Annotated in this window: 18 protein-coding genes and 3 pseudogenes; 9 read left to right on the top strand and 12 right to left on the bottom strand. The window is 59.9% G+C overall.

Annotation, left to right across the window (positions count from 1 at the left end; genetic code table 11):
- Positions 1-285 precede the first annotated feature (285 nt).
- Entirely contained in the window at positions 286-729 is a 444-nt protein-coding gene (locus tag Y708_RS0100470) for a peptidase inhibitor family I36 protein (protein ID WP_028278429.1), read from the bottom strand.
- A 456-nt stretch (positions 730-1,185) separates the two neighbouring features.
- Here Y708_RS0100470 and Y708_RS0100475 point away from each other — a divergent pair, with 456 nt between their 5' ends.
- The 3 genes and pseudogenes from Y708_RS0100475 to Y708_RS30625 all read left to right on the top strand — a co-directional run.
- Positions 1,186-2,115: an endonuclease/exonuclease/phosphatase family protein gene (locus Y708_RS0100475; protein WP_028278430.1), complete on the top strand. Its 930-nt coding sequence runs from the start codon at positions 1,186-1,188 to the stop codon at positions 2,113-2,115.
- 73 nt (positions 2,116-2,188) lie between these two features.
- Positions 2,189-2,452: pseudogene (locus tag Y708_RS30620) on the top strand (transposase); the annotation flags it as partial.
- Positions 2,447-2,770: pseudogene (locus Y708_RS30625) on the top strand (ATP/GTP-binding protein); the annotation flags it as partial. The pseudogenes Y708_RS30620 and Y708_RS30625, both read left to right, overlap by 6 nt.
- Before the next feature lie 59 nt (positions 2,771-2,829).
- Here Y708_RS30625 and Y708_RS30630 read toward each other — a convergent pair.
- Complete coding sequence (locus Y708_RS30630; protein WP_028278432.1) at positions 2,830-3,147, bottom strand: hypothetical protein; 318 nt, start codon at positions 3,145-3,147, stop codon at positions 2,830-2,832.
- 392 nt (positions 3,148-3,539) lie between these two features.
- Between Y708_RS30630 and Y708_RS0100490 the strand changes: the two genes are divergently transcribed.
- Positions 3,540-5,066 carry a M20/M25/M40 family metallo-hydrolase gene (locus Y708_RS0100490; RefSeq protein WP_162150416.1) on the top strand — a complete coding sequence of 509 codons (1,527 nt, stop codon included), beginning with the start codon at positions 3,540-3,542 and terminating at the stop codon, positions 5,064-5,066.
- A 54-nt stretch (positions 5,067-5,120) separates the two neighbouring features.
- On the opposite strand, the gene Y708_RS21950 is transcribed toward Y708_RS0100490, so the two are convergent.
- From Y708_RS21950 to Y708_RS0100525, 7 genes are all read right to left on the bottom strand, one after another.
- Positions 5,121-5,876 carry an HpcH/HpaI aldolase family protein gene (locus tag Y708_RS21950; RefSeq protein WP_051478298.1) on the bottom strand — a complete coding sequence of 252 codons (756 nt, stop codon included), beginning with the start codon at positions 5,874-5,876 and terminating at the stop codon, positions 5,121-5,123.
- Positions 5,873-6,646 carry an SDR family NAD(P)-dependent oxidoreductase gene (locus Y708_RS0100500; protein ID WP_028278434.1) on the bottom strand — a complete coding sequence of 258 codons (774 nt, stop codon included), beginning with the start codon at positions 6,644-6,646 and terminating at the stop codon, positions 5,873-5,875. The genes Y708_RS21950 and Y708_RS0100500 overlap by 4 nt, the downstream gene beginning before the upstream one ends.
- The gene (gene hisD / locus Y708_RS0100505; protein ID WP_028278435.1) at positions 6,643-7,965 is read right to left on the bottom strand and encodes a histidinol dehydrogenase; all 1,323 of its coding nucleotides are present in this window, start codon (positions 7,963-7,965) and stop codon (positions 6,643-6,645) included. Before hisD ends, Y708_RS0100500 begins: the two co-directional genes overlap by 4 nt.
- Positions 7,956-8,921, bottom strand: a complete 966-nt coding sequence (locus tag Y708_RS0100510) for a nuclear transport factor 2 family protein (RefSeq protein WP_028278436.1) — start codon at positions 8,919-8,921, stop codon at positions 7,956-7,958. Before Y708_RS0100510 ends, hisD begins: the two co-directional genes overlap by 10 nt.
- Positions 8,918-9,646, bottom strand: coding sequence for an alpha/beta fold hydrolase (locus Y708_RS0100515; protein ID WP_155853587.1), 729 nt, complete (start codon positions 9,644-9,646; stop codon positions 8,918-8,920). Before Y708_RS0100515 ends, Y708_RS0100510 begins: the two co-directional genes overlap by 4 nt.
- A 15-nt stretch (positions 9,647-9,661) precedes the next feature.
- Positions 9,662-10,825 carry a cupin domain-containing protein gene (locus Y708_RS0100520; RefSeq protein ID WP_051478306.1) on the bottom strand — a complete coding sequence of 388 codons (1,164 nt, stop codon included), beginning with the start codon at positions 10,823-10,825 and terminating at the stop codon, positions 9,662-9,664.
- Between the two features lie 78 nt (positions 10,826-10,903).
- Complete coding sequence (locus Y708_RS0100525; RefSeq protein WP_051478318.1) at positions 10,904-11,890, bottom strand: LacI family DNA-binding transcriptional regulator; 987 nt, start codon at positions 11,888-11,890, stop codon at positions 10,904-10,906.
- 160 nt (positions 11,891-12,050) lie between these two features.
- Between Y708_RS0100525 and Y708_RS0100530 the strand changes: the two genes are divergently transcribed.
- From Y708_RS0100530 to Y708_RS21960, 5 genes and pseudogenes are all read left to right on the top strand, one after another.
- Positions 12,051-13,388, top strand: coding sequence for an ABC transporter substrate-binding protein (locus Y708_RS0100530; RefSeq protein WP_081746389.1), 1,338 nt, complete (start codon positions 12,051-12,053; stop codon positions 13,386-13,388).
- Positions 13,389-13,435: 47 nt separating this feature from the next.
- Entirely contained in the window at positions 13,436-14,311 is an 876-nt protein-coding gene (locus tag Y708_RS0100535) for a carbohydrate ABC transporter permease (RefSeq protein WP_028278441.1), read from the top strand.
- Entirely contained in the window at positions 14,308-15,210 is a 903-nt protein-coding gene (locus Y708_RS21955) for a carbohydrate ABC transporter permease (RefSeq protein ID WP_051478327.1), read from the top strand. The genes Y708_RS0100535 and Y708_RS21955 overlap by 4 nt, the downstream gene beginning before the upstream one ends.
- Before the next feature lie 133 nt (positions 15,211-15,343).
- Positions 15,344-16,381, top strand: coding sequence for an L-threonine 3-dehydrogenase (tdh, locus tag Y708_RS0100545; RefSeq protein WP_028278442.1), 1,038 nt, complete (start codon positions 15,344-15,346; stop codon positions 16,379-16,381).
- A gap of 62 nt (positions 16,382-16,443) precedes the next feature.
- A pseudogene (locus Y708_RS21960) lies at positions 16,444-17,121 on the top strand (aminotransferase class I/II-fold pyridoxal phosphate-dependent enzyme); the annotation flags it as partial.
- An 833-nt stretch (positions 17,122-17,954) separates the two neighbouring features.
- Here Y708_RS21960 and Y708_RS30635 read toward each other — a convergent pair.
- From Y708_RS30635 to Y708_RS30645, 3 genes are read right to left on the bottom strand one after another with little or no spacing between them, the layout of a single operon-like run.
- Positions 17,955-19,316, bottom strand: coding sequence for a hypothetical protein (locus Y708_RS30635; RefSeq protein WP_028278443.1), 1,362 nt, complete (start codon positions 19,314-19,316; stop codon positions 17,955-17,957).
- Positions 19,313-19,567, bottom strand: a complete 255-nt coding sequence (locus tag Y708_RS30640; RefSeq protein WP_026533822.1) for a hypothetical protein — start codon at positions 19,565-19,567, stop codon at positions 19,313-19,315. Before Y708_RS30640 ends, Y708_RS30635 begins: the two co-directional genes overlap by 4 nt.
- Positions 19,549-19,989, bottom strand: coding sequence for a hypothetical protein (locus Y708_RS30645; protein WP_162150154.1), 441 nt, complete (start codon positions 19,987-19,989; stop codon positions 19,549-19,551). The genes Y708_RS30640 and Y708_RS30645 overlap by 19 nt, the downstream gene beginning before the upstream one ends.
- Positions 19,990-21,045: the final 1,056 nt, after the last annotated feature.

A 21,045-nucleotide genomic window follows, 5' to 3' on the forward strand; every position in this document is an offset into this window, starting at 1 on the left:
CCTCGTGATCATTTGGCATCTACTGGCCAACCCCGACACCCGCTTCCACGACCTCGGCCCCGACCACTACACCCGGCGGACCAATCCGGACACCAGGAAGCGCGGCCATATCCGCCAGCTCGAAGCCCTCGGCTACAACGTCACCCTCACCCCGGCAACAGCCGCCTGACCCCGCCCAACCAGTCACGTGACCGGCCACCGGCCGGAAGCGTCACCATGCCCACCTAAGCGCCTAACCCGCCTCATTTTCGGACTAGGGCGCTATGAGAAACCGGCCTTGCCTCGTCATGCCCAGGACTGGTCCCGGTTGATGCAATCGCCATCTATCTGGATGGAACTGACCCTGTTCTTCATACCGATTGAGGCTAAGTTGAGTCTTTCTCCGCCGTAGGTAGCCCATGCCTCCCCCGTGCAGTCGCGTCCATCATAAATATTGGCACCCGATCCGGTGCGGTTGATCAGCGAGGCGGCGTTGTTGTTGACTTGGACTCCCCAGCCGTTCGCTCCGGCCGGGCCATCAGTGAAGAGCTCGTTGCCCAGACCGGCGTCGCTGTATGCAAAGTCCGCCCGTGCACCTTCAAAGTTGCTGTTGAAGTACAGACACACCCGGTTTATCGGGCAAGCAGTACCTGTACCGGAGGCGTTGGCTCCCGGAGCGCCCGCCAGCATCGCACCGGCCACGAGCCCCAGCAGAGCGCTGGCGCCCGCGAGCTTTGACGCAAGTTTCATATTTCCTACTTCCTTATTTGGATTATCGCTAGCTGAAGATCCAGATCACGAATGGTGTATGTGTATCTTGCGCACAGTCATAGCGTTTCACAATGGGGTGAACTACCCACCAAACCTCACCCCGGGGCCGTCCCCTCTGCGGGCCAGCGTTCCCAGTATCGAGTGGTGTCACTCCGTGGAGAGATCCGTGGGGCCGTTCATGTGTGCCATTCGTCGGCCGAGTATTTCGCATCACCCCATGGTGGCCGTGATTTCTCCTGTGAATTCTCTTCTGATTGGGCGCTGAAAGATTCGGCGAACGCCAATTTGCCTTGGTGATCCCGAGTCGATGAACGCTGTGTCACCCCTGCCGTGTCTGTGACTTCATCAGAATCCACCCTGAAATTCATCCAGGCGTCGCAAAGCCTTCCAATCCGGAGTGAACCATGGGAACGAACCTCTCTTGAAGGAGACGCCATGCCCATTGAGAAGCCCGTCACCCGCCGCAGTGTCCTGACCGCAGCCGGCGCAGTTGGACTTGCCGGAGCAATAGCAGGAAACGCTTCGCCCGCTCACGCTCAGGGTAAAAGCGTCATTGGACCCGCGGGCCGCAAAGACCTGCACATCATGAGCTTCAATATCCGGTTTGATGCCAGCGGAACCCTCCCCGGTCAGGCAGACTACTGGCCCGAGCGCATTCCTGCCCTGCAAAAGGTCCTCGCACTGGAGCAGCCAACAGCCGTTGGCCTTCAGGAAGCCGAGTTCCACCAACTCACGGCAGTGGAAGCGGCACTGCCAAAACATTACGAAATGATCGGATACGGCCGGGACGGCGGAAGCGACGGGGAGTTTTCAGCAATCTTTTACGATGCCAGCAGGCTTAGCCTGCTGGCGTGGGATCAGTTCTGGCTCTCCGATACGCCTGACCTGATTGGATCGGCTACGTGGGGCAATAACGTGACTCGTATCGTCACCTGGGGCCGGTTCCTGGATGCTTCGACCGGAAGGGAACTGGTCCTCATCAATACCCACTTTGATCACCAGTCGGGAAATGCCCGGATCCGCAGCGCACAGGCGATAGTGAACCTCGTGAGGACGATCAACCCGCCCCTGCCCACAATCCTCACGGGCGACTTCAACGCGAATGCCGGCGCCTCAGGCGCGTACTCGACACTCGTGGACAGCGATGTCTTCCACGACACCTGGACGACAGCCGGGAAGAAGGTCACTCCCGCCTATGGAACCTTCCCCAACTACAAAGACCCGATCGAGGGTGCTGACCGGATCGATTGGATCCTCGCCACGCCGGACGTGCAGGTTCTCGAAACAGCTATCAACACCTTCCGCCAGGATGACCGCTACCCCAGTGACCACGTCCCCGTGCAGGCGCTGGTGCGCCTGACCTGAGCCTGCCCCGCGGACCAAGCCTGCTAGGGCGTGTCTCCTAATTGATCGGTAGGGTCTTTGGGGGACTGGAGGTATGTCACTCACTGCTGTCTTGACGGATGCCCAGCGGGCGCGGATTGAGCCGTTGATGCCGAGCTCGGACGGAAGCCCGGGCCGTCCGCTCAACGATCACAGGCTGGTGGTCGAGGGCATAGTTTACCGGTTCCGGGCAGGAATCCCGTGGCGGGATTTGCCGGAGTGCTTCGGGTCGTGGAAGACGGTGTGGAAACGCCACCGACGGTTCAGCGGCGATGGCACCTGGGACAGGATCCACACCCGGCTGCTCGCGGAAGCCGAAGAGGACCGGATGAAAGCGCATGGGTTCGTTGAGCGCTCGGGCATGGTCATCTGCGGTGGCCTCCCGGCCTCAGAAATGGCGTTGCTGATCAAAGCCGTCCCGCTCTCACGCCAGGAACAGCAAAAACTCGTGTCCTGGCAAGACCCGCCCGCGTGGGACTCACGCGGCGTCGACGTCGAGCCACCCGGACGCGGAAAGTTCCTCATCAAAGTAGGCGGACGCCCCGGCATCCCCGTCCAGATCGGACTGACCAGCGTTGAAGCGAAGCTCAACGACACCAACAAGCGCTGGCACGACAAAGGTGGGAAGTTTGCGTGAATTTTGACGCTTTTGGCCTGAACTTAAGCATGCTCGGGGATTGCAGCTTATGTTGGTGCTCAGGTTCGGGGAACTTGTTCGCCCTCGATGGTGAAGTCGGGGTGTTCGACGGTGTTGAGGTAGCGGGTGGCGCCTTCGACGCTGAGCCCGAACAGGTCGCAGATTCGGCGGATGTCGCCGCCGGTGGCGTGAATTTCGTGCAGGATGCGGTCCTCGCGCAGCGCTTGGGGTCGCAGCGTGAGGCCTAGCCAGGGGAACTGCGGGCCGACGGGGATGAGCCTGGGCGCGCTTCGTCGGTTGATGAGCAGGTGCGGGTTGGCGCTGCCTGGCCAGGTCCGGTGGCGGTGGCCCAGCCAGGCTGCAAGGCGGGTGCGCACGGGCGCGGCCAGCGGGATGTCGCGGTTGCCCAGTACCAGGTGTCCGTCGCTGAAGTCGATGAGCAGGCCGGCCGCGCGGCAAGACGTCGATCGTGGAGATGACGTTGCCGGAATAGCGGCGCAGTTAGGGGACGTCGGCGGCGCGGATCTTCGGCAGTTGGGGCGGGCCGCAGGGTCTGAGCAGCCGCAACGAACTGATCACGTCGTTGCGTTGCCACACGCTCCAACCGACCCTATCTGCGTGCTCGCGGACGGCGGCGGGCTCAGTAGCGGGTCAAATCGCTGTCTTCGACCAGGACATCCGCTGCGATGACCTCGAGATCGGCCGCTCCATGTCGCACAACGTTGGCTGGCACCCAGACCCCGCGGGAGCGGAACCACAGCCTAAGTGCTTGTTGAAGAATACGTATGCATGCCAGATACTGATCTTTATGACTATAACCAGTTCGGGTGCCCGCCAGGAGTTATTAGCCGCTCATCAACATATAGATGCGGGTGAAACCACGTTCTTGGAGGAGGTACGCCGGGCGCTGCGTCTTCCATCGTTTAGCGATACAGGCGAAGGCATAGAGGCTGCGGCGGAGTATTTCGCCGAGTTACTGGGACGGGTATGCCCTGACGCAGAGGTTGTACCGACTGCCGGTTATCCCATCATCTTGGGAACAGCTCGCTCACCGAAGCCGTCAGCGCCAACTTTGATCGTGTATGGACTTTACGATGTGACCCCCACGATGGCAGCGGATTGGACCGTGGATCCCATGGGTGCTGAAATAGTCGATGCCCGCGATCTGGGACTGCTGCCGCATTTGGGTGCGGTTGTTGCTGGCCGGGGAGCGAACAATCACAAGGGTCCCGTTATCGCTGCGATTCTCGCCGTTGAGGCCATGCAGCGGGCAGGAGTGGAACTTCCTGTGAACCTGATCTTCGTGATTGAAGGGGAAGAAGAGATCGGCAGCCCGAGTTTGCCTACATTTGTCGAAGAACATCGGGCTCTTCTGCTGAGCGCTGACGGTATATGGTTGCCCTGCATGCAGCAGAACTCAGCAGGAGTCATGACACTGCGCCGGGGCTTTAAGGGTAGTGTTTTTGCGCAGATCACTTGCCGGGGCGGGCAGTGGGGCGGCCCCGCCGATGGGCGGCATATCTGGGCTGGGAATTCGGCTTGGATCGACGCGCCAATGATGCAGCTGGTGCGTGCTCTTGCCACCATGTACGACGACGAGCAGCGTGTCACTATCGATGGTGTTGGGACGGTCGCTGAAGCTGCATCTATTCGATTTGCCGATGACATTGCAACGGTGGAAGCGGGTTTTCGGGAGAATCCCATGTGGGCCACTAACATGCTAGGCAACCTGCATGTTGAACGAGCGCTTGGTGGGAAGGAGATCGTCGACCATGTCAAGAACTACATGATCGGTGTCAACATGAATATTCAGGGGATTACAGGCGGCTACCAAGGGCCGACATTTTATACGGCGCTGCCGGGTGCCGCCAGTGCGCGGGTCGATTTCCGATTCCCTCCCGGGCTGACTCCTGCCGAGTTCGTCGAGGCACTACGCGCACATCTGGACCGTCGGGGGTACAGCCATATCGAAATTGATCTTCCACGCGGCTATGCGGGCGCCCCGCCGATGCCTGACGATCATGATGTTCTTCTCGATGCAGGTATTGTCACGGCCGCCCGGTACGGGGTGGAGACTGCGGTCTGGCCTATTGCGAACAATTGCTGCCCGGCGTCGCTGTTCACTGCTCTGGGGAAGCAGATCCCATTCAGTGTGGCCGGAATCGGCCATGGGGACCGGGCACACGCGGCGGACGAGTACTTCACGGTCGGTTCGGTGGAGAAGCTGATGCACTTCACCGTTGATTACCTTGGCGACTTTGCCGACGGGATGGCCAGGACGGAACAGCGAACTTAGACCGCCACTGGGTGACCGCAGAGTATAGGCCGAAACAGGGGCCATACTCTGCGGTCAGGAATGGACAGTCCAGTCGGCCAAGCAGTTGTCTATCGCGGACTGGGCGTTAAGGACCACCATTGTGGCTCCCTGGGTCCAGGCCTGCCGGGCCTGCGTGGCGGTGGAGACGATTGCCATGATGGGACGGCATGCCTCTGATGCGGCGCTCCAGACCTGAAGCCGGGCGGCATCTGCCTTGAGGATGTCATAGCCCAACGCGGCCGCCAAGTCGGAGGGCCCCACGAAGAGGGTGTCGATTCCGGGGGTCTGGGCTATAGCTGCGGCGTTGGACACGCCTTCCGCATCCTCGATCATTGCGATGACCATGGTGCTTGCTTCAGCTTTGGCGAAATGTTCTGACGGTGGAGCCTTGCCCCATCGGCCGGCCGCCGTGTAGGTAGCGAATCCGCGTCCGCCAACCGGCGGGTAGTGCGCCATCTGTACCGCAAGTGATGCTTCCTCAGCGTCGCGGACGTGCGGCACTATGATGCCTTCAGCCCCGGCATCCAGGACGCGGAGGGCTAGAGCTGACTCCCCTTCGCCGATGCGGATCAGAATAGGAAGGCCGGATGCGCGAGCGGCGGTAATGTGTTCGACGATATCCTTTTGGTCGGAGATTCCATGTTCGGTGTCAAGGAAGATGAAGTCGAAACCGTTGTAACCCGCCATGTCGATGAGCATTGTCGCGGGCACCCGCACCAAGAGGCCGCGCAGCCGGCTACCGGCTGCCACGCGGGACTTGAACACTTCCGGCGGTGTGGACGCCCTCATCGGGCGACCATTCCGGCCGATAAGTCGATGTCGGCGGCAGTCAATCCGGGCATCTGCAGCATGGCCACCAACGCCTGCCCAACCTCGTCCTCTTCCACCATTCGCCCCAAGGCGGCGCGTGAGACGAATGCCGCCTCAGCGTCATCATAGGAGGCTCCTGTGCGCTCGGCTTCGAGTCGGAAGTTGCGCTCCATGCGAGGTCCTCGGACAGGGCCGGGGGACAGGCTGTTGACCTGGACACCGAAAGGGCCCGCCTCTGCTGCAAGGGTTGTGGTAAGTCCGATCACCGCCATTTTTGATGCGCAGTACGGAGCTCGCCGGGCCAAAGGACGTTTGCCGCTGACCGACGCGATATTGATAACATCCCCGTACCGCGCGTTGGTCATGGCAGGCAGGAATGCCCGGCACATCAGGTAAATTCCGCGTACGTTGGTTGCGAATACCTGATCCCAGTCCCAAGGGTCGATGTCAACCAGGTCAGCGACAGGCCCGGGCACACCGGCGTTATTAACGAGGATAGAGATTTCTTCGTCCCCAAGGCTCTGGGCGAGGTCGGCAATCGAGGCGGGGTCGGTAACATCACAGGTTTCCAGACGGCACTGATGCTCGCTGAGGTTCAGGTCTTCGCGAGTCCTGGTGAGCTTGTGCAGGTTTCGTCCAACCATGATCACCCGGGCACCGGCCATCGTGAGATGTTCCGTCATGGCGTGGCCGAGACCGTTTCCGGCTCCGGTGACGAGTGCGGTGCGGCCTGTGAGCGGGCCGATCATGACTTGCCGGCCGTCTGGTTCACTGGCGCCCACTGCATTGGCGTTCCGGCGTACTTGTTCGCCCGGACGTCGCCGGAGCGCGCGTGGCCCTCAAAGGACTCTACCCGGCTTGCCCGCCCGCATAGCTCACCGAGGATTGCAGACGATTTTTTGTCTGTTACTTCCTGATAGGTGACCGTTTTGAGGTATTTGCCCACCCACAGACCTCCTGTATACCGGGCTGCGCCCTTCGTCGGCAGCACGTGGTTGGTACCGATTACCTTATCGCCGTAGGAGACGCACGTGCCCTCACCCAGGAAGAGCGCGCCGTAGTCATGCATCTGCTCCAGTGCCCTGCGGGGTTCCCGTGTGAGTACTTGGACATGTTCGGAGGCGAATGTGTCTGCAAGGGCATACGCTTCGCTGAGGGAGTCAACGACATGAATCTGACCGTGGTCATTCCAGGCCGGCCCGGCGTAATCCTTCGTAGGCATCCCAGGCAGGATCTGCTGGATGTGCTCAAGAACCTTGGTTCCCAGATCGACGCTGGTGGTAATTAGGACTGCGGGGGAATCAGGGCCGTGCTCGGCTTGGCTAAGCAGGTCCACCGCGACGATGAACGGGTCGGCATGTTCGTCGGCGATAATGAGTATCTCTGTTGGTCCTGCAAACAGGTCAATGCCGACCTCCCCGAACAATTGACGTTTGGCCTCGGCGACATAAGCGTTGCCCGGGCCGGCAATGAGATCCACGCGTGGGATGTCATCGGTTCCCATGGCCAGGGCGGTAACAGCCTGCACGCCTCCGAGCAGGTAGATTTCGTCCGCGCCGGCCAGATGGGCGGCGGCAACGGTGGCCGCGGGGATCTTTCCGCGGATGGGAGGAGTGCACGCAGCAACGCGGGGGACACCAGCAACTTTGGCGGTGATGATGGTCATGTGCGCCGACGCGGTCAACGGGTAACGGCCGCCGGGAATATAAGCGCCCGCGGCCGAGACCGGGATGTGTCGATGCCCCAGTATTACCCCCGGAAGAGTCTCAACTTCGACGTCCTTCATGGAATCACGCTGCGCCTGGGCGAACCGCCGCACCTGGGCTTGCACGAACTTGATGTCTTCAATGACCTGCTGGGGGAGGCTGGCGATGATCTGATTAATCTGCTCTGCGGAGAGCCGGAAATTCTCAGGGGTCCAGTCATCGAATTTTTGGGAATACTCACGGACGGCTGCGTCACCGCGGTTGCGGATGTCGTCGATGATCGCCTCGACGGTGGAGCGGACCGCTGGGCGGCTGCTTCCTGTGTGCTCGGTGGTGAGTGCTGGCTTAAGTATTAGGGACATGGAGTGCTCCAAAGGTGGGAATCGTCAGGAAGTGGGGGCTGAGGAAGGATGATGCCATGATGGGCGAGGGCGAGTTCGTCATAAGCCAACCACTGAGCCGTGACGCGGCCGTCATTCAGGTGGTGGTGGCTTATGAGGCTGAGTTGGACGGGCCCTTTGGGGCCGGTGCCGATGATCCGCCACTGCGTCGCGACCCGGTCCGGCATGCCTCTATGTGACGGCAGTGCGTACTGATCATCGACATGTACGGTGAATTGGTCCAGCGCGGCACGTAATCCGGCTGCCCAGGCCTCCACAGCAGCTACTCCAACCTCGTTCCGGTCAGGGGCGAAGTGGTTGCGGCAGTCAGGGGCGTATAGACCGGGTGTGATTCTGCCATCCAGCGCACTGGTGAACGCCCGCTGGACCACCTCACCAGCGGATGTGGGGGTGAAGCCGAACGTTGGAACAGCGACGAGAGGCACCTTGGGATAGTGGGTGGCCCGCACTGCCGCATCGGTGCCGTGACAAAGTTGCCGGGCTTGTGAAAGCGGGTTCGCTCCGAGCCACTCCTCCACGATGACCTCCCCGCGCACAATGCAGTTTGCAATTGCGGTGAAGGTCACCGGCCGTCCAGTCGCTGTTCCGAACACGGTGCCGCCGGTGTCGGTTCCAGTCCAGGTCCATCGCATGGATGTGCGGTATCCTTCGTCCTCTGAACCTGTCCAGATCGTGTCGTCGATCACACCGTGGAAATCGGGATAGCTGCGCAGGCGTGCATTGGTATTGGCGATAACTAATTCGTCGCCGACCAGGTCCCCGGCATCGAGGTGAATGGCGGTGTGCGGGGCGTAATACCTACGGATCAGGGAGGGATCGCGGTCCGGTAGATTCCAAATGTCGTCCGTTATACGTTCGATGTACTCGACGGGTCCGTTGAATCCGTACGGATGAAGTCCCGGGGGGGACAATTTCATGAGTTGCTCCTTGTGGTCCATTGGTTGATGAGGCCGGCTGTTGTTGCAGGATCCTCTAGCGTCATCAGGTGGCCGAAGCCTTCCAGAATGTGAAGCTGGGCATTGGGGATGGCCGCCGTGATGTCCTGATGTGGTTGCCTGCCGCACAGCTGGTCTGCGGATCCGGCGATAACGAGGGTGGGTGCGTTGATACGCAGCAGCTCCGGTCGCAGGTCCCTCCTGCTTCGTTGTACCTGAAGCTGTTTGAGCAGTGCCTGCTGCCCCAACTGCCCTGCCATGGACCGCCCCACCTGCAGCAACCGGGCGGTTGCTCTCTTCGGGGCAAACAGTGCAGGCACCAGTTCGTCCGCCAGCTCGGGAAACTCGCCGTCGGCTACGCGGCTCACCATGAGCGACCAGGCATCGAATTGTTCCGGCCGTGGTGCCTGTGGGTTGGTGGAGATCAGCACAACAGCGTCAAAGGCGGTCGGGTTTTGAGCCGCAGCCGCCATAGCAATGATTGCGCCCAGAGACACTCCCATCACGCCCACCGGCCGGTCCTTTTCAAGGACCAGGCGCAGTAGGGTTTCTGCCGCACTGTCCAGGCTCGCACCCTCGATCGGAACATCGACAACTTGACCGGAAGTGAGTAGATACGGATCCATGACTGTGAAGATTTCCGCCGTACACAGCATGCCTGGAATCCGGATCCAGGTACGAATCTGCTGCTGTGTCTGCTTAGTCACCGTCCGGCCCGCACGTCAGTCGTCGATGGTGGAGTAACGCACAACGTTATAGGCGGCGACGTATCCAGCGGCATCGGAGGCGTATCCCTTGTCGACTGCATGGCGGATTGATTCTTCCGGCCACTGGAGCCGGACGCGCCCGTCACCGCTGTTGATAACCAGCATCTGGGCGTCGTCGCTGAGCGCGGTGAAGGTCCGCCATGCCCCTACCGGCACGGAGAGTGAGTCGTTTGGGTTGAGCTCGGTGGTCACCTGCAGGTCTCCCTCGTTCAAGGTCACCAGCCACCGGCCGCGGTAACCCATCAGCACTTGGCTGTGGTCGTGCCGGTGCTGCAGCATACCCTCATCGGTGACGGCGCGGAGCCAGGCTGCGTTGAAGTTGTGAGGGTAATGGATCGGGGGGACCTGGTCGCGGTCCTCGCTCATGCCGTATCCAATGACCGTGGCCAGTTCGGCACCGCCGCCGGGCAGCTCACTGCACAGGAACGGCCTGCTGCTCCAGTTCAGATCCCGCTGGCGCACAACCCGTTGTTGCATCTGCTCGGCGGTCCAGGTGCGCAGGCTATCTATTTCGTTTTGTGGCATGGGGGGAACCACTTCCACATTTTCCGGTAACTCGTCTCCGGCAACTGTGTCGATCAGTTCATTCTCGATGGTCAGGTACAGGCCGTGCGTCTCGGCCTCACGCAGCACGGATGGGCCCCAGATGATCCCGCCGGTGTTGTCGAACCCAAGTATGGTGAACAACCAGCCATGGGTGCCGCCGATGTTGGTGAATCCGCGGAAGATCCAGGTGGGAACGCTGACGATGTCCCCTTCCTCGCATAGGAAGTCCCCGTCTGTTCCGTCGGCTCCCCAGCGAATCCTCCAAGTGCCACGCCAGTTCAGAAACACTTCGGCCGTGAAGTGCAGATGCAGATTGTTGACCACGCCGTCGGGCATCGCCGCGGCGCCGATATTGAACCCGTGCGGCTCGCGCAGGTTCACGACCTGCTGCGCACTCTGCGTCACTCCGGGCCCGATGATCGAGTAGTTCTCCTTGGTGTCGCTGCCCGGCGTACGGCAATCTATGAACGCCTGGTTACAGCTGACATAGTCGTTTTGTCGGATAGTACGGCGTTTCAGTTCCGTCTCGTCGACGAACTGACCCGTGGGTATTTGTACGATGTTGGCTGTCATAAGTCATGTATACGTATGTAAGGCGAGCGTGTCAAGAGCACCTACACCTTCGAGGTGATTTGATTGGCCGTTGGCGATCTAAGCGTGCGTGCCGCGCGGAACAGGTCTTATTGTATGGACACGATTGACCGGCGGGCCGGTCAAAACACCTGTCAACCGGTCAATAAGAAGGTTCGCCGCATCCATGGACATTTTGTCAAGCGGCACCCCGATGGTGCTCAAATTGCAGATGGGCCAAGCGGCGGCAGGGACATCGTCGATACCGGCCAGGGACACGTCTTCGGGCACCCGCAGTCCAAGGTCACGGGCAGCATTAAGGGCACCGATGGCCACCGAGTCGCTCACGCACACCACCGCACGGGGGGGATACGCCGATCCCATGAGCTGGCGCATACCCTTGTCTCCGGAGTCGTGTCCAAACCATCCCCGCACGATCCGGCTGGGCTTCAGCGGCACATCGGCATCGGCCATGGCATCGCGAATTCCCATTTCGCGGTCGCGGCTGGTGGAGGTCTCATCCGGTCCGGCAAGCAGGCCGATCTCGCGGTGACCGGCTTCCAGGAGCAGTTCCGTTGCCGCCCGGCCCGCCACCCTGTTGTCCGCCACGACGCTATCGACGTCTATTGTTTCGCTGGTGCGGTTCAGCATGACCATGGGAATCTTCCGCTGCTGCAGCGTGAACGGCAGCGGCGAATGTCGGCGTACCGTGGTCAGCAGCACTCCGTCGACCGAGTGGTCCAGCAGGGCGGCGTAGCCTGAGCTGTCGTCATCGCGCTCGGCGAGCAGGACCATCCGGTATCCGCGGGCTTCCAAGGCGTCATGAATGGACGGAACGATAAGTGGGTACAGCGGGTTGCTCAGATCGGCCACGACGGCCACCCGGTGGGTGGCCCGGGTGGACAGTGAACGACCCATCTGACTGGGGATATAATTGAGCGCCAGCGCCGCGTCCGCAATCCTTTGGCGGGTTTCCGCAGTGACCCGCGGATCGCCGCGCAGCGCCCGCGAGACGGTGGGTTGTGAAACCCCGGCGAGCCGGGCAACGTCGTGACTGGTGGCCGTCAAGGGACACCTCCGTTCCAGTAGTTCAGTGCTGGGATTCGACCGACAGCCGCTGTCCGAATAATACTTCTGTCCGCAATCCCCTTGACAAACAGTGTGGCAGGTCACAGTGTAGTACATACGTATTCATGCCCGGAAGGGCACAAAATCATGAGGTGATGCAATGCGCCAGTCCCAAGTTATGGGTAAGCGTTCCGTCCTGTCCGCCCTCACCGTGCTGACGGCGGTGTCTCTTGCCGGCTGCGGAGCGGGCAGTCAAGTTGCCGGCGGAACGGATGGATCGTGCGTGGCCGAAGGATCCACCGAGCCCGCCACCGTGAATGTCCTGGCCTTCGGGGCGCCCGGCATCGACCCATTCTCCACGGCAATGACTTCCTGCAGCGGCGTCGAGAATCTCACGGTCAACCACTCCCCGGTGGACTTCTCCGCGCAACTCGAAAAGGCGCCGCTGTCCCTGTCCCAGCCAGCCGGAAACGGCTCCTACGACATCATCGAGGTTTACAACACAACCCTCGTGGAGTACGCGTCCAAAGGATGGCTCGCTCCGCTGGACGACTGGGTGGCCGAAAACGGTGAGGCCGCCGGCATAGACGACATCGATCCGGAACTGCTGGAGAAGATGAGCTACGACGGACAGCTCTACGCGTTGCCCAACCAGCAGAATGTTCACATTCTGATGTACCGCGAAGACATACTGACCGATCTGGGCATTGAGCCTCCAACGACCTATGAGGAGCTCTACGCGGCAGCTGAGAAAATCAGAGCAGCCGGCGTGAGCGATGCTCCTTTCACCGCATCCTTCAACGCGGACAGTGACATCTCCACGGCCTTCAACAACGCGCTCACCAGCCACGGAGGATCATGGGTTGACGACGAAGGCAGGCCCACGTTGGCCAGCCCCGCCGGCGTGGCCGCCATCAATGATCTGAGGAAGCTGAGCTCATATATGTCCAGCGACGCCCTTACATTGAATAACGCAAAAGCCGTCGCCGCCCTGCAGAACGGCCAGTCTGTCATGGGCATCGTCTACGCCGGGCGGGCGGCCACACTTATCGACCCGGCATTGAGTAATTTCGCCGATGACTTCGCCTTCGCCCCTGCGCCGGCCGCAGTGGCCGGTGGTACGCCGGCTGCTCAGTGGACCCAGGACGGATTCGCGATCGCTAAAAACTCCGGGGTGGACTTCGAAACCCTGGCAGGAGTTACGGCCACCTCGATTGGGGAGGATGCAATGACCACAGGCGCTCCATTCGCCATCGTCTCACGCACCAGCATGCTGAACAACCCGGAGCTGCAGGCCAAGGCGCCTTACTGGGATGCTGCGCTGGCCACATTGGAGGCAGGCGCGGACACACTGCCGTTGGAACCATACATGCCAACGATTCAGCAGAGCACCCGTGCACTGATAGTCGAAGCGGTCGCGGGCACTGGTGATCCCATGGAAGCTCTAACCAAGGCAGATGTGGCCGCGACCGAGGCGCTGGCCAGCGCCGGATACTGAAGTATGCGGGCCGTGCGCACGGTTCGCAGCGACACTGATGATAGGAGGTGAGTCCACTGAGACGTCGAGAGTTCCTGATCTTCGTTGCCCCCAGCGCTCTGCTCATGACCGCGCTGATGATCGGGCCGCTGGTCCTGACGGTATACAACGGTTTTCAGAGGGTCAGTTACGGTGATCCCGGCCAGTTTGTGGGGCTTGCCAACTACACGTCCACTCTGACGGACGCCCGCTTCCTGGCGGCGGCGGGGTTCACCACCCTATACACCGCAGGAATGACCGTCGGAAAGATCATCGTCGGGTACGCGATGGCACTGATGCTTAATGCGGTCCGCCCGAAGGCCCGGTCTTTTTTCCTTGGACTGCTCCTTGTGCCTTATGTAGTACCCACAGTGATTGGTGCGCTGGTGTTTTCCTGGCTGTTCAACGACACCTTTGGCGGCCTAGTCAACCTGCTGATGCAGCCGCTGGGCTTCGCTCCGGACTGGTTCACAGATCCGTCGGCGGCAAAGTTGCTCCTGGTTTTGCACAGCATTTGGCACGAGGCCGCCTTCGCCATCCTTGTCCTGCTCGCCGCACTTCAGGGTGTTCCGAGGGAGCGGATTGAAGCGGCCGCCATTGACGGGGCCTCCTGGTGGCAGACCCAATGGCGCATAGTGGTGCCTTCCATGCGCGGGTTCCTAGCATTCATCGCACTGATCTCGATCATGGACGGGTTCCGGGTCTTCGACAGCATCCGCATGATCACACCTGCCGCCTCTACCGTCGGCACCGAGTCACTGATGGTCTACGTCTATAACGTCGCACTAGGGGAGACCCAGCAGCTCGGACTCGCCAGCGCAATCAATGTGATCACAATTGTCATCATCCTGATTTTCCTAGTGCCGTTCGTACGCCAAACCTGGCAGGAGATGAAAACCGCATGAGCGCACCAAGCACCGTAAAAATCCGCCCCCAACCCCGCCGACTTACCGCAGTTACAAGCAGCACCAGCGTCGGACGGCGCCGACGGTGGAAGACGGTACTGATATACGCCGGACTCTCGCTGGCTGCCCTCGCCTCGGTCCTGCCGTTTATTTGGGCATTACTGACATCGGTGAAGCCCTATACCGACGCATTTGTCTCGCCGCCGGTATGGACGTTCACGCCACAGGTCGGTGCCTACGAAGAACTTTGGTACGCGACAAGATTCGCTGAAATCGGGCTAAACACAATAGTGGTTGCCGTTATCACGGTAATCATTTCCCTAGCTGTGGGGGCCCCGGCCGCCTACGCTCTTTCACGATACGACTCATCGATCGCCCTATGGCTGCTGATTCTTGCTCTTGTCTTCCGGGCACTTCCCCGCTTCGTCGTTGCGTTGCCGTTTTATACCATCGCGCAGGCCCTGAACATTTATGACACCCAGATGATGCTCATCATTGCCCTGGTCGCGGTCAACCAACCGTTCACCATATGGCTGCTTCGGAATTTCTTCGCCGAACTTCCCCGACAGCTCGAGGAAGCGGCACAAATCGACGGATGCAGCCGGTTTGCCGCATTCCGGCACGTCATCCTGCCCCTGGCAGGGCCGGGTCTGCTCACCGCAGGCATCTTCACTTTTCTCCTTGCCATTCAGGAGTACCTCATTCCGGTGGTACTCACGCAGCAAAATGCCACTACGCTCTCGGTATTCATCGCATCCTTCGGCATAGCCGAGGATACCTCCCTCTACCAGATCATCGCCGCGGCCAGCGTGCTACTGGCCATACCGATCATCGCTCTGGCGTTCTTCGCCCAGCGATTCATCGTCAGCGGACTGACCGGGGGGGCCATCAAGGGGTGAATGCGCCGGAGATTCCGCCCGATAACTGCTTCGTGCCCACACCCACGGGCCCTGATCATGAACTTGTTCCTTGCCCAAGGTGGGAGCAACAGCGCTCGATCTCTGCAACGTCTACACGAAAGGCCCTCACCAAATGAGAGCGCTGGCTAAAACCTCCGCAGGCCGCGGACTTGAGCTCGTTGAGCGCCCCGAACCCAAGACCGGCCCGGGTGATGTGAAGATCAGGGTGCTTCGAGCAGGGCTGTGTGGCACCGATCTACACCTTGAACAATGGGACGACTGGGCGGCCTCCACAGTCAGGCCACCACTGGTAATCGGACACGAGTTTTTCGGCGAGGTGGTTGAAATCGGCGTGGATGTCAGCACTGTCAAAGTGGGGCAGAAAGCATCCGGTGAGGGCCACATCGTCTGCGGGATGTGCCGCAACTGCCGGGCGGGACGCCGGCACGTATGTATCCGCACCAGCAGCGTCGGCGTCAACCGAGACGGCGCCTTCGCCGACTTCGTCGTCATCCCGGAGAGCAACGTGTGGGTCCACCCGGACAATTTAGACCCCGATGTTGGCGTGCTATTCGACCCGCTCGGAAACGCCGTCCACACCGCTCTATCCTTCCCACTCGCCGGTGAGGACGTGCTTGTAACAGGTGCCGGTCCGATCGGGATCATGGCCGCAGCCATCGCCCGCCATGCCGGTGCACGCTTCGTGGTGGTAACAGACATCTCCGACTACCGCCTCTGCCTGGCCAAAGGTGCAGGCGCGGATTTGGTCGTCAACGTGAACAACCAAGCACTGTCTGACGCCCAGCTAGAGCTTGGGATGAAGGAGGGTTTCGACATCGGCCTTGAGATGTCCGGCAGTCCGATCGCGATGCAGGACATGCTGCGCAACCTCAACCACGGGGCGCAGGTGGCAATGCTCGGCCTACCCAAGGACCCGTTCCCAATTGATTGGAGCAAAGTGATCACACACATGATCACGATCAAGGGCATTTACGGCAGGGAGATGTACGACACCTGGTATGCGATGAGTTCAATGCTTCAAACCTCCGCGAGCCTTAGCGAAACAGTACGCTCGGTCATCACCCACCGCTATCCAGCCGAGCAGTGGCAGGATGCTTTCTCTACAGCCCGCTCGGGCGAATGCGGCAAGGTAGTGCTCGACTGGAGCTGACCATTCGCAGGAACCAGGGCCGAATTTTTTGAGAAGTACCGCCGATGAAAGGCTTCACACCAATGGACGGGACAATTAAAGAGGAGCTTCGGGCCACACTGGAGGAGATCTACGCCGCCGGACTTTATAGGACCGAGCGTGAGCTAACCTCACCCCAATCTGTTCACGTTACAACGGCCAAAGCCGAAGCACTGAACTTCTGCGCCAACAAATATCTGGGTTTCGCCAACCATCCCACAGTGATTGAAGCGGCGTCAAATGCCCTGCAGGAGTGGGGCTTCGGGATGGCCAGCGTCCGGTTTATCTGCGGCACGCAAACCCTGCACACATCCCTCGAGGCCAGAATATCCGCGTTTCTTGGTACCGAGGCAACGATCCTATACTCTTCCTGTTTTGACGCCAACGGCGGTGTCTTCGAGGTACTATTCGGCGCCGAGGATGCCATCATCTCAGACGAGCTTAACCATGCATCGCTGATCGATGGCATTCGTCTATGCAAGGCGCAGCGCGTCCGCTACAGGAATGCCGACATGGCAGACCTCGAGCATCAGCTCAAGGAGGTTTCCGACGCACGGCGAAAGGTGATCGTAACCGACGGCGTCTTTTCGATGGACGGTTCCCATGCCCCCCTGGACCTTATCTGTGACCTCGCCGAACAGTACGGTGCTTTGGTCATGGTCGACGATTCCCATGCGGTCGGGATTGTCGGCGAGGGCGGCAGGGGAACCCACGAACTATTCGATGTTCCAGAAGGAGCAGGTCCGAAGGCGACGAATCGGCAAGTCGAGCATTGTATTTTGCTTCAATCTCCCCGGACTTGGAGTCAATTAGGGTCGTGGAGGACGTCGGCAATGTGGCGGCGAACTGATCAACCTTTGCGACCAGGGAGTCGCTTACAACGAACCAGCGTCCTTCAATCAGGACATGCAGCTGGGATCCAAGCCGCTGAGGCCCGAGGCAGACGATGTCTTCACTGACTGGAGCGGTGAGGAAAGAATCGGCTGAACGAATGAAACCCATGCCGGCGGATCCGCGGGCCGAGACGAAAAATAAAACTTCCCCTCGACTCCAGAAGATGGGTCAAGGGTTAGGGACTTGGGATTCTTGTCTGGAGTAATCGCATCGTCTGGCTGCGAGACATTTCTCAATAGATATATCGTCAGTCGGCTCGTTCCCAAAATTCCCCCCATTGATTTTTTCGACAGAATAGCACCTCAAACAACGCTGCAGGACTGGCGCCGAGTGTGGAGTTGCGAGTCGCTCCTGGGATTTCATCCTAGGGACTCTGATCTTCGTCTTGGACTGTAGGATGCGGCGTGCGAGGTGAGCGCGGAAAGCACGATCATAGCCCGACGGCCTGTACAGTCGCCTGGGAATGTCAATCCACTTTGAGCCCACTGGAGCCTGGAATCGCAGCTATAACGGAGACCATCACCTGCGCATAGCCGTGTCGGTATTACCGGTTGTTAGCGTCCCCGCCTGCCGCATTTCCTCATCGATGCCCGGTCAGGAGGAAGACGCCTCTGCACGGGCCTGATTTACTCACCAACACGGGAACGGTGATTTTGCGCATCTACCGGCGCCGGCGCTTTTTCTTGCCGGCGTTCAGTCGCTTCGTTGCTCTTCGAGCAGACGGCGGTATCGGTCTCCCCATGAACTCCGGGGGTAACAGGCCCATCGCATCGCTAAGCGCGTCCAGATCCTGACGGTCTCCTGGTGGGCTGTTGTCGTAACGCACAGATCGGATACTTCCGCGTTGATCGAACAAAACCATGAGGGCTCGATCTGATTGGATTTGGTGTTTCTTGGTTGTCCCATAGGTAGCCAGGCGGTGACTCGCGGCCATTTGGGTCATCCCGTCTGGTTGAGTCCCGATGAAAAGCGATGGGTAGCCCCAGGCACCGGCAAAGCCGACGAAAAAGTTGTGTGGCTGCCTGTCATTGTTCGTCGTGGTGATCAGGCGCTTGATCCCACGGCCGAGGCCTTCTTGAGCATCCTCGGCGAGATTCAGCCGATCTGCCGAGAAGCGGAACCATCCAGGCTTCTTCCCGTCCTGTAAGAAGTCGACGAGGCTGAGCACGACAGGATGGGCTTCGAATATGGGCTTGGGTGCCGGCTCCTCCACCGACCCCTCTTGGTAGTAGACCCAGGCATCTAGCGGATCCGTATGCGTCATAACCCGCGTCGGGACAGCACGGCTGCGATGCCGCCGCCTATCACCGCCGGACGGAGGGCGAACTCCTAGAAACTCCTCGCTGACGCGGTCTGGGTCGGGCTCCACGTACAACTGCCCGGACAAGAACAGCATGAACAGATCAAGCTCGTCAATGGCCCAGAACTTTAGCGAGACCTCCGACTCGGTGCGACGGCGAAGATAAAGAAGGAACTCTGCTGGCCGGTCGAGTACCTCTGCGATGATCGCGAGATCATGCAGCGAGACTATCCAAGGGAATCGATCACTCTTGATGACATTGCCACGGACCAATTCATCGAGTGCTGTCCCAAGGGGACCCATGTCGTCGATGCAAACTGCAATAGATCGCACCTCTCGGACTCCGGACAAATCGAGCCAGGTTTTATCTTCGAGCCAGAGCCCACCGTTGGTGCGAATCAGTCCCTCGAGACGGAGCGCTTGATCGGTGGCCTCGCCCACCGTGGATCGGAGGTCTCCAGTCAGGCGCTGCACGTGCCCACCTCGCGCTTGATGCGACACGCTTCGCCCTTTGACCTCGACACAGATCGCGACGTCCTCAATGACGAACAGCGCATCCGCCTCAGTCTGCTCGGCTATGGACGTGATTTCGACCGCGGTCGAGGCTAACTGCGATGAGTCAACTCCAGGATTCGACCTGAAATACTTGAGGTTCACATGGGTGGCGTCTGCTCCAAGCAGCTTCGTCAGATACTCGACGGAAAGCTGCTCGCTTACCGTCACGCGACGCTTCTCATACCGCCGCCACCGGGCGGAGTTGCCTTGAGCCCCGCCTCAATAACCTGCCGGAAACAATCCGTCCCGATGGGCACGTTCATGGTCACATAATTGCCGGCACCGTCAGCGATAAGCGACGCATTCCGGAACGGATTGTCGCCTGCCAGGAAGGATTCGACTGCGGCGACAGGTTCGCCCTCGACTCCGAATGAGACGCGGAACCGCTCAAGTATTCGCCCTACGCGGTCTTCTGGCACTGATGATGCATCGGCGATCTCTCTCGCGGTGAAACTCGCACGCTTTCCTGGAAAGAACATGAGATCGTAAAGGGCGGCTCTACCTTGCTCAACGCCTCAGGCGACTGGTCGTTTCGACCGTCTGTCTCCCACTCCTGCGCTACATCACCGAGTATGTCTCTCGCCGCAAAAAAGCGGTCCAAATAGATCGATCTGATGGCTTCGCGAATAGCCAAAAAATCCTCGTACGTAAAACCAAGCGCTTCAAGCAGAATAGTGCCGAGGTGCTTACTGCTGAACAGTGCTTCGTTTAGCCCATCATGGACGTGAGCATATTGCTTGAACTTCACGTTGAGCTCGTGGCCTACATAAGTCGCCGCCAGGGTTGTCAGCGGACCGAATTTCTCTGCCTGGCCGTCCGACAGAAGCATGAACTGCCCCACACTGAGTAGTACTCCCGCGCGTTCGTGAGGTCGGGGACTACTTTGGCGGGGTTTGCTGCCCTCGGGTCGGCGTCTGGCAGACCGCGCACTCCTCGCGCTAACAGGATTAATGCAACCAACTCGACCGCCGCGGGCCGCTGATCGGCGAGACTCTCTCGGTAGCCCTCGAGCACCATCGGGGTCTCGCGAAGCCGCATCAGTTCGATGACATCAAACGCGTCAGCTTTCCGGATCGCCTTAGCAATAGCTTCGACATGCTCGCGAATCACTTCGGGACCGCGAGCTACGAAGTCAAGAAGTGTTTCCCCGGGTCGGAGGCTGGCGAGGGTCGTCGCCATGCTCTGAAAGGCAGAATCCATACTTTCGTCGTCGGCAGCGATAATCCGTCCGTCAGGCAGCCTCTTCGCGTTCCTTGGCAAGTCAGCTCTCTTTCGCTAGTTGAACATCACATCGCGCATCGGGTCCGTTGACTGGAATGGCTTGGGAAACCATGTAGCTTGGGTGGCGGCTGTCGGCAGCGGGACCGCGGTAATCGAGGAGTACACCTACGCCACCCGAGCAGGTTGTGGCACCCGTGTTGTCGCCACCTCAGCATCCAAGTACATCCACTTCAGAGACTAGCAACGCTTCCCACGCACATCGACCAAGCAATGGCCGAAGGGCTTTCTTTACATAAGGTAGGTAGTGGGTGAACGGTTAGCTCAGGTCATGTCTTGCGTTTCGGCCATTTTCTGTGATTTGGCGGTAGGTAGTCGGCGGCTGCCGACTGCCAAGACCGAGGAGAGTCTGGAACGCAGCCATGGGCGTGCTGCGTCTGTTGTAGCGGAACGTGAATTCGTCGAGGTAAACCTGTAGTTGTTCGTTGCTGACAGATCGGTGTGTTCGCGTACTTCGGCCAGACAGCGCCGTTTTCGGTGAGACATCGGGAGAAATCCGACCGTATCGTATTTTTGCGATTGATTGATATAGTTTCAGATATGGATCGCGCCTTGAACCCGTATGCCCCTGGATCCGGACTGAAACCGCCTGCCATGGAAGGCAGATCCAGTGAGATCG

The sequence above is a fragment of the Arthrobacter sp. H5 genome (assembly GCF_000520595.1).
Classification (GTDB): domain Bacteria; phylum Actinomycetota; class Actinomycetes; order Actinomycetales; family Micrococcaceae; genus Arthrobacter_D.

Bases quoted from the DNA above. Each gene is read 5' to 3' on its own strand.
- Y708_RS0100470 (WP_028278429.1), bottom strand. From the start codon at position 729: ATGAAACTTGCGTCAAAGCTCGCGGGCGCCAGCGCTCTGCTGGGGCTC.
- Y708_RS0100475 (WP_028278430.1), top strand. From the start codon at position 1,186: ATGCCCATTGAGAAGCCCGTCACCCGCCGCAGTGTCCTGACCGCAGCC.
- Y708_RS21950 (WP_051478298.1), bottom strand. From the start codon at position 5,876: ATGAGGGCGTCCACACCGCCGGAAGTGTTCAAGTCCCGCGTGGCAGCC.
- Y708_RS0100500 (WP_028278434.1), bottom strand. From the start codon at position 6,646: ATGATCGGCCCGCTCACAGGCCGCACCGCACTCGTCACCGGAGCCGGA.
- hisD (WP_028278435.1), bottom strand. From the start codon at position 7,965: ATGTCCCTAATACTTAAGCCAGCACTCACCACCGAGCACACAGGAAGC.
- Y708_RS0100510 (WP_028278436.1), bottom strand. From the start codon at position 8,921: ATGAAATTGTCCCCCCCGGGACTTCATCCGTACGGATTCAACGGACCC.
- Y708_RS0100520 (WP_051478306.1), bottom strand. From the start codon at position 10,825: ATGACAGCCAACATCGTACAAATACCCACGGGTCAGTTCGTCGACGAG.
- Y708_RS0100530 (WP_081746389.1), top strand. From the start codon at position 12,051: ATGCGCCAGTCCCAAGTTATGGGTAAGCGTTCCGTCCTGTCCGCCCTC.
- Y708_RS21955 (WP_051478327.1), top strand. From the start codon at position 14,308: ATGAGCGCACCAAGCACCGTAAAAATCCGCCCCCAACCCCGCCGACTT.
- tdh (WP_028278442.1), top strand. From the start codon at position 15,344: ATGAGAGCGCTGGCTAAAACCTCCGCAGGCCGCGGACTTGAGCTCGTT.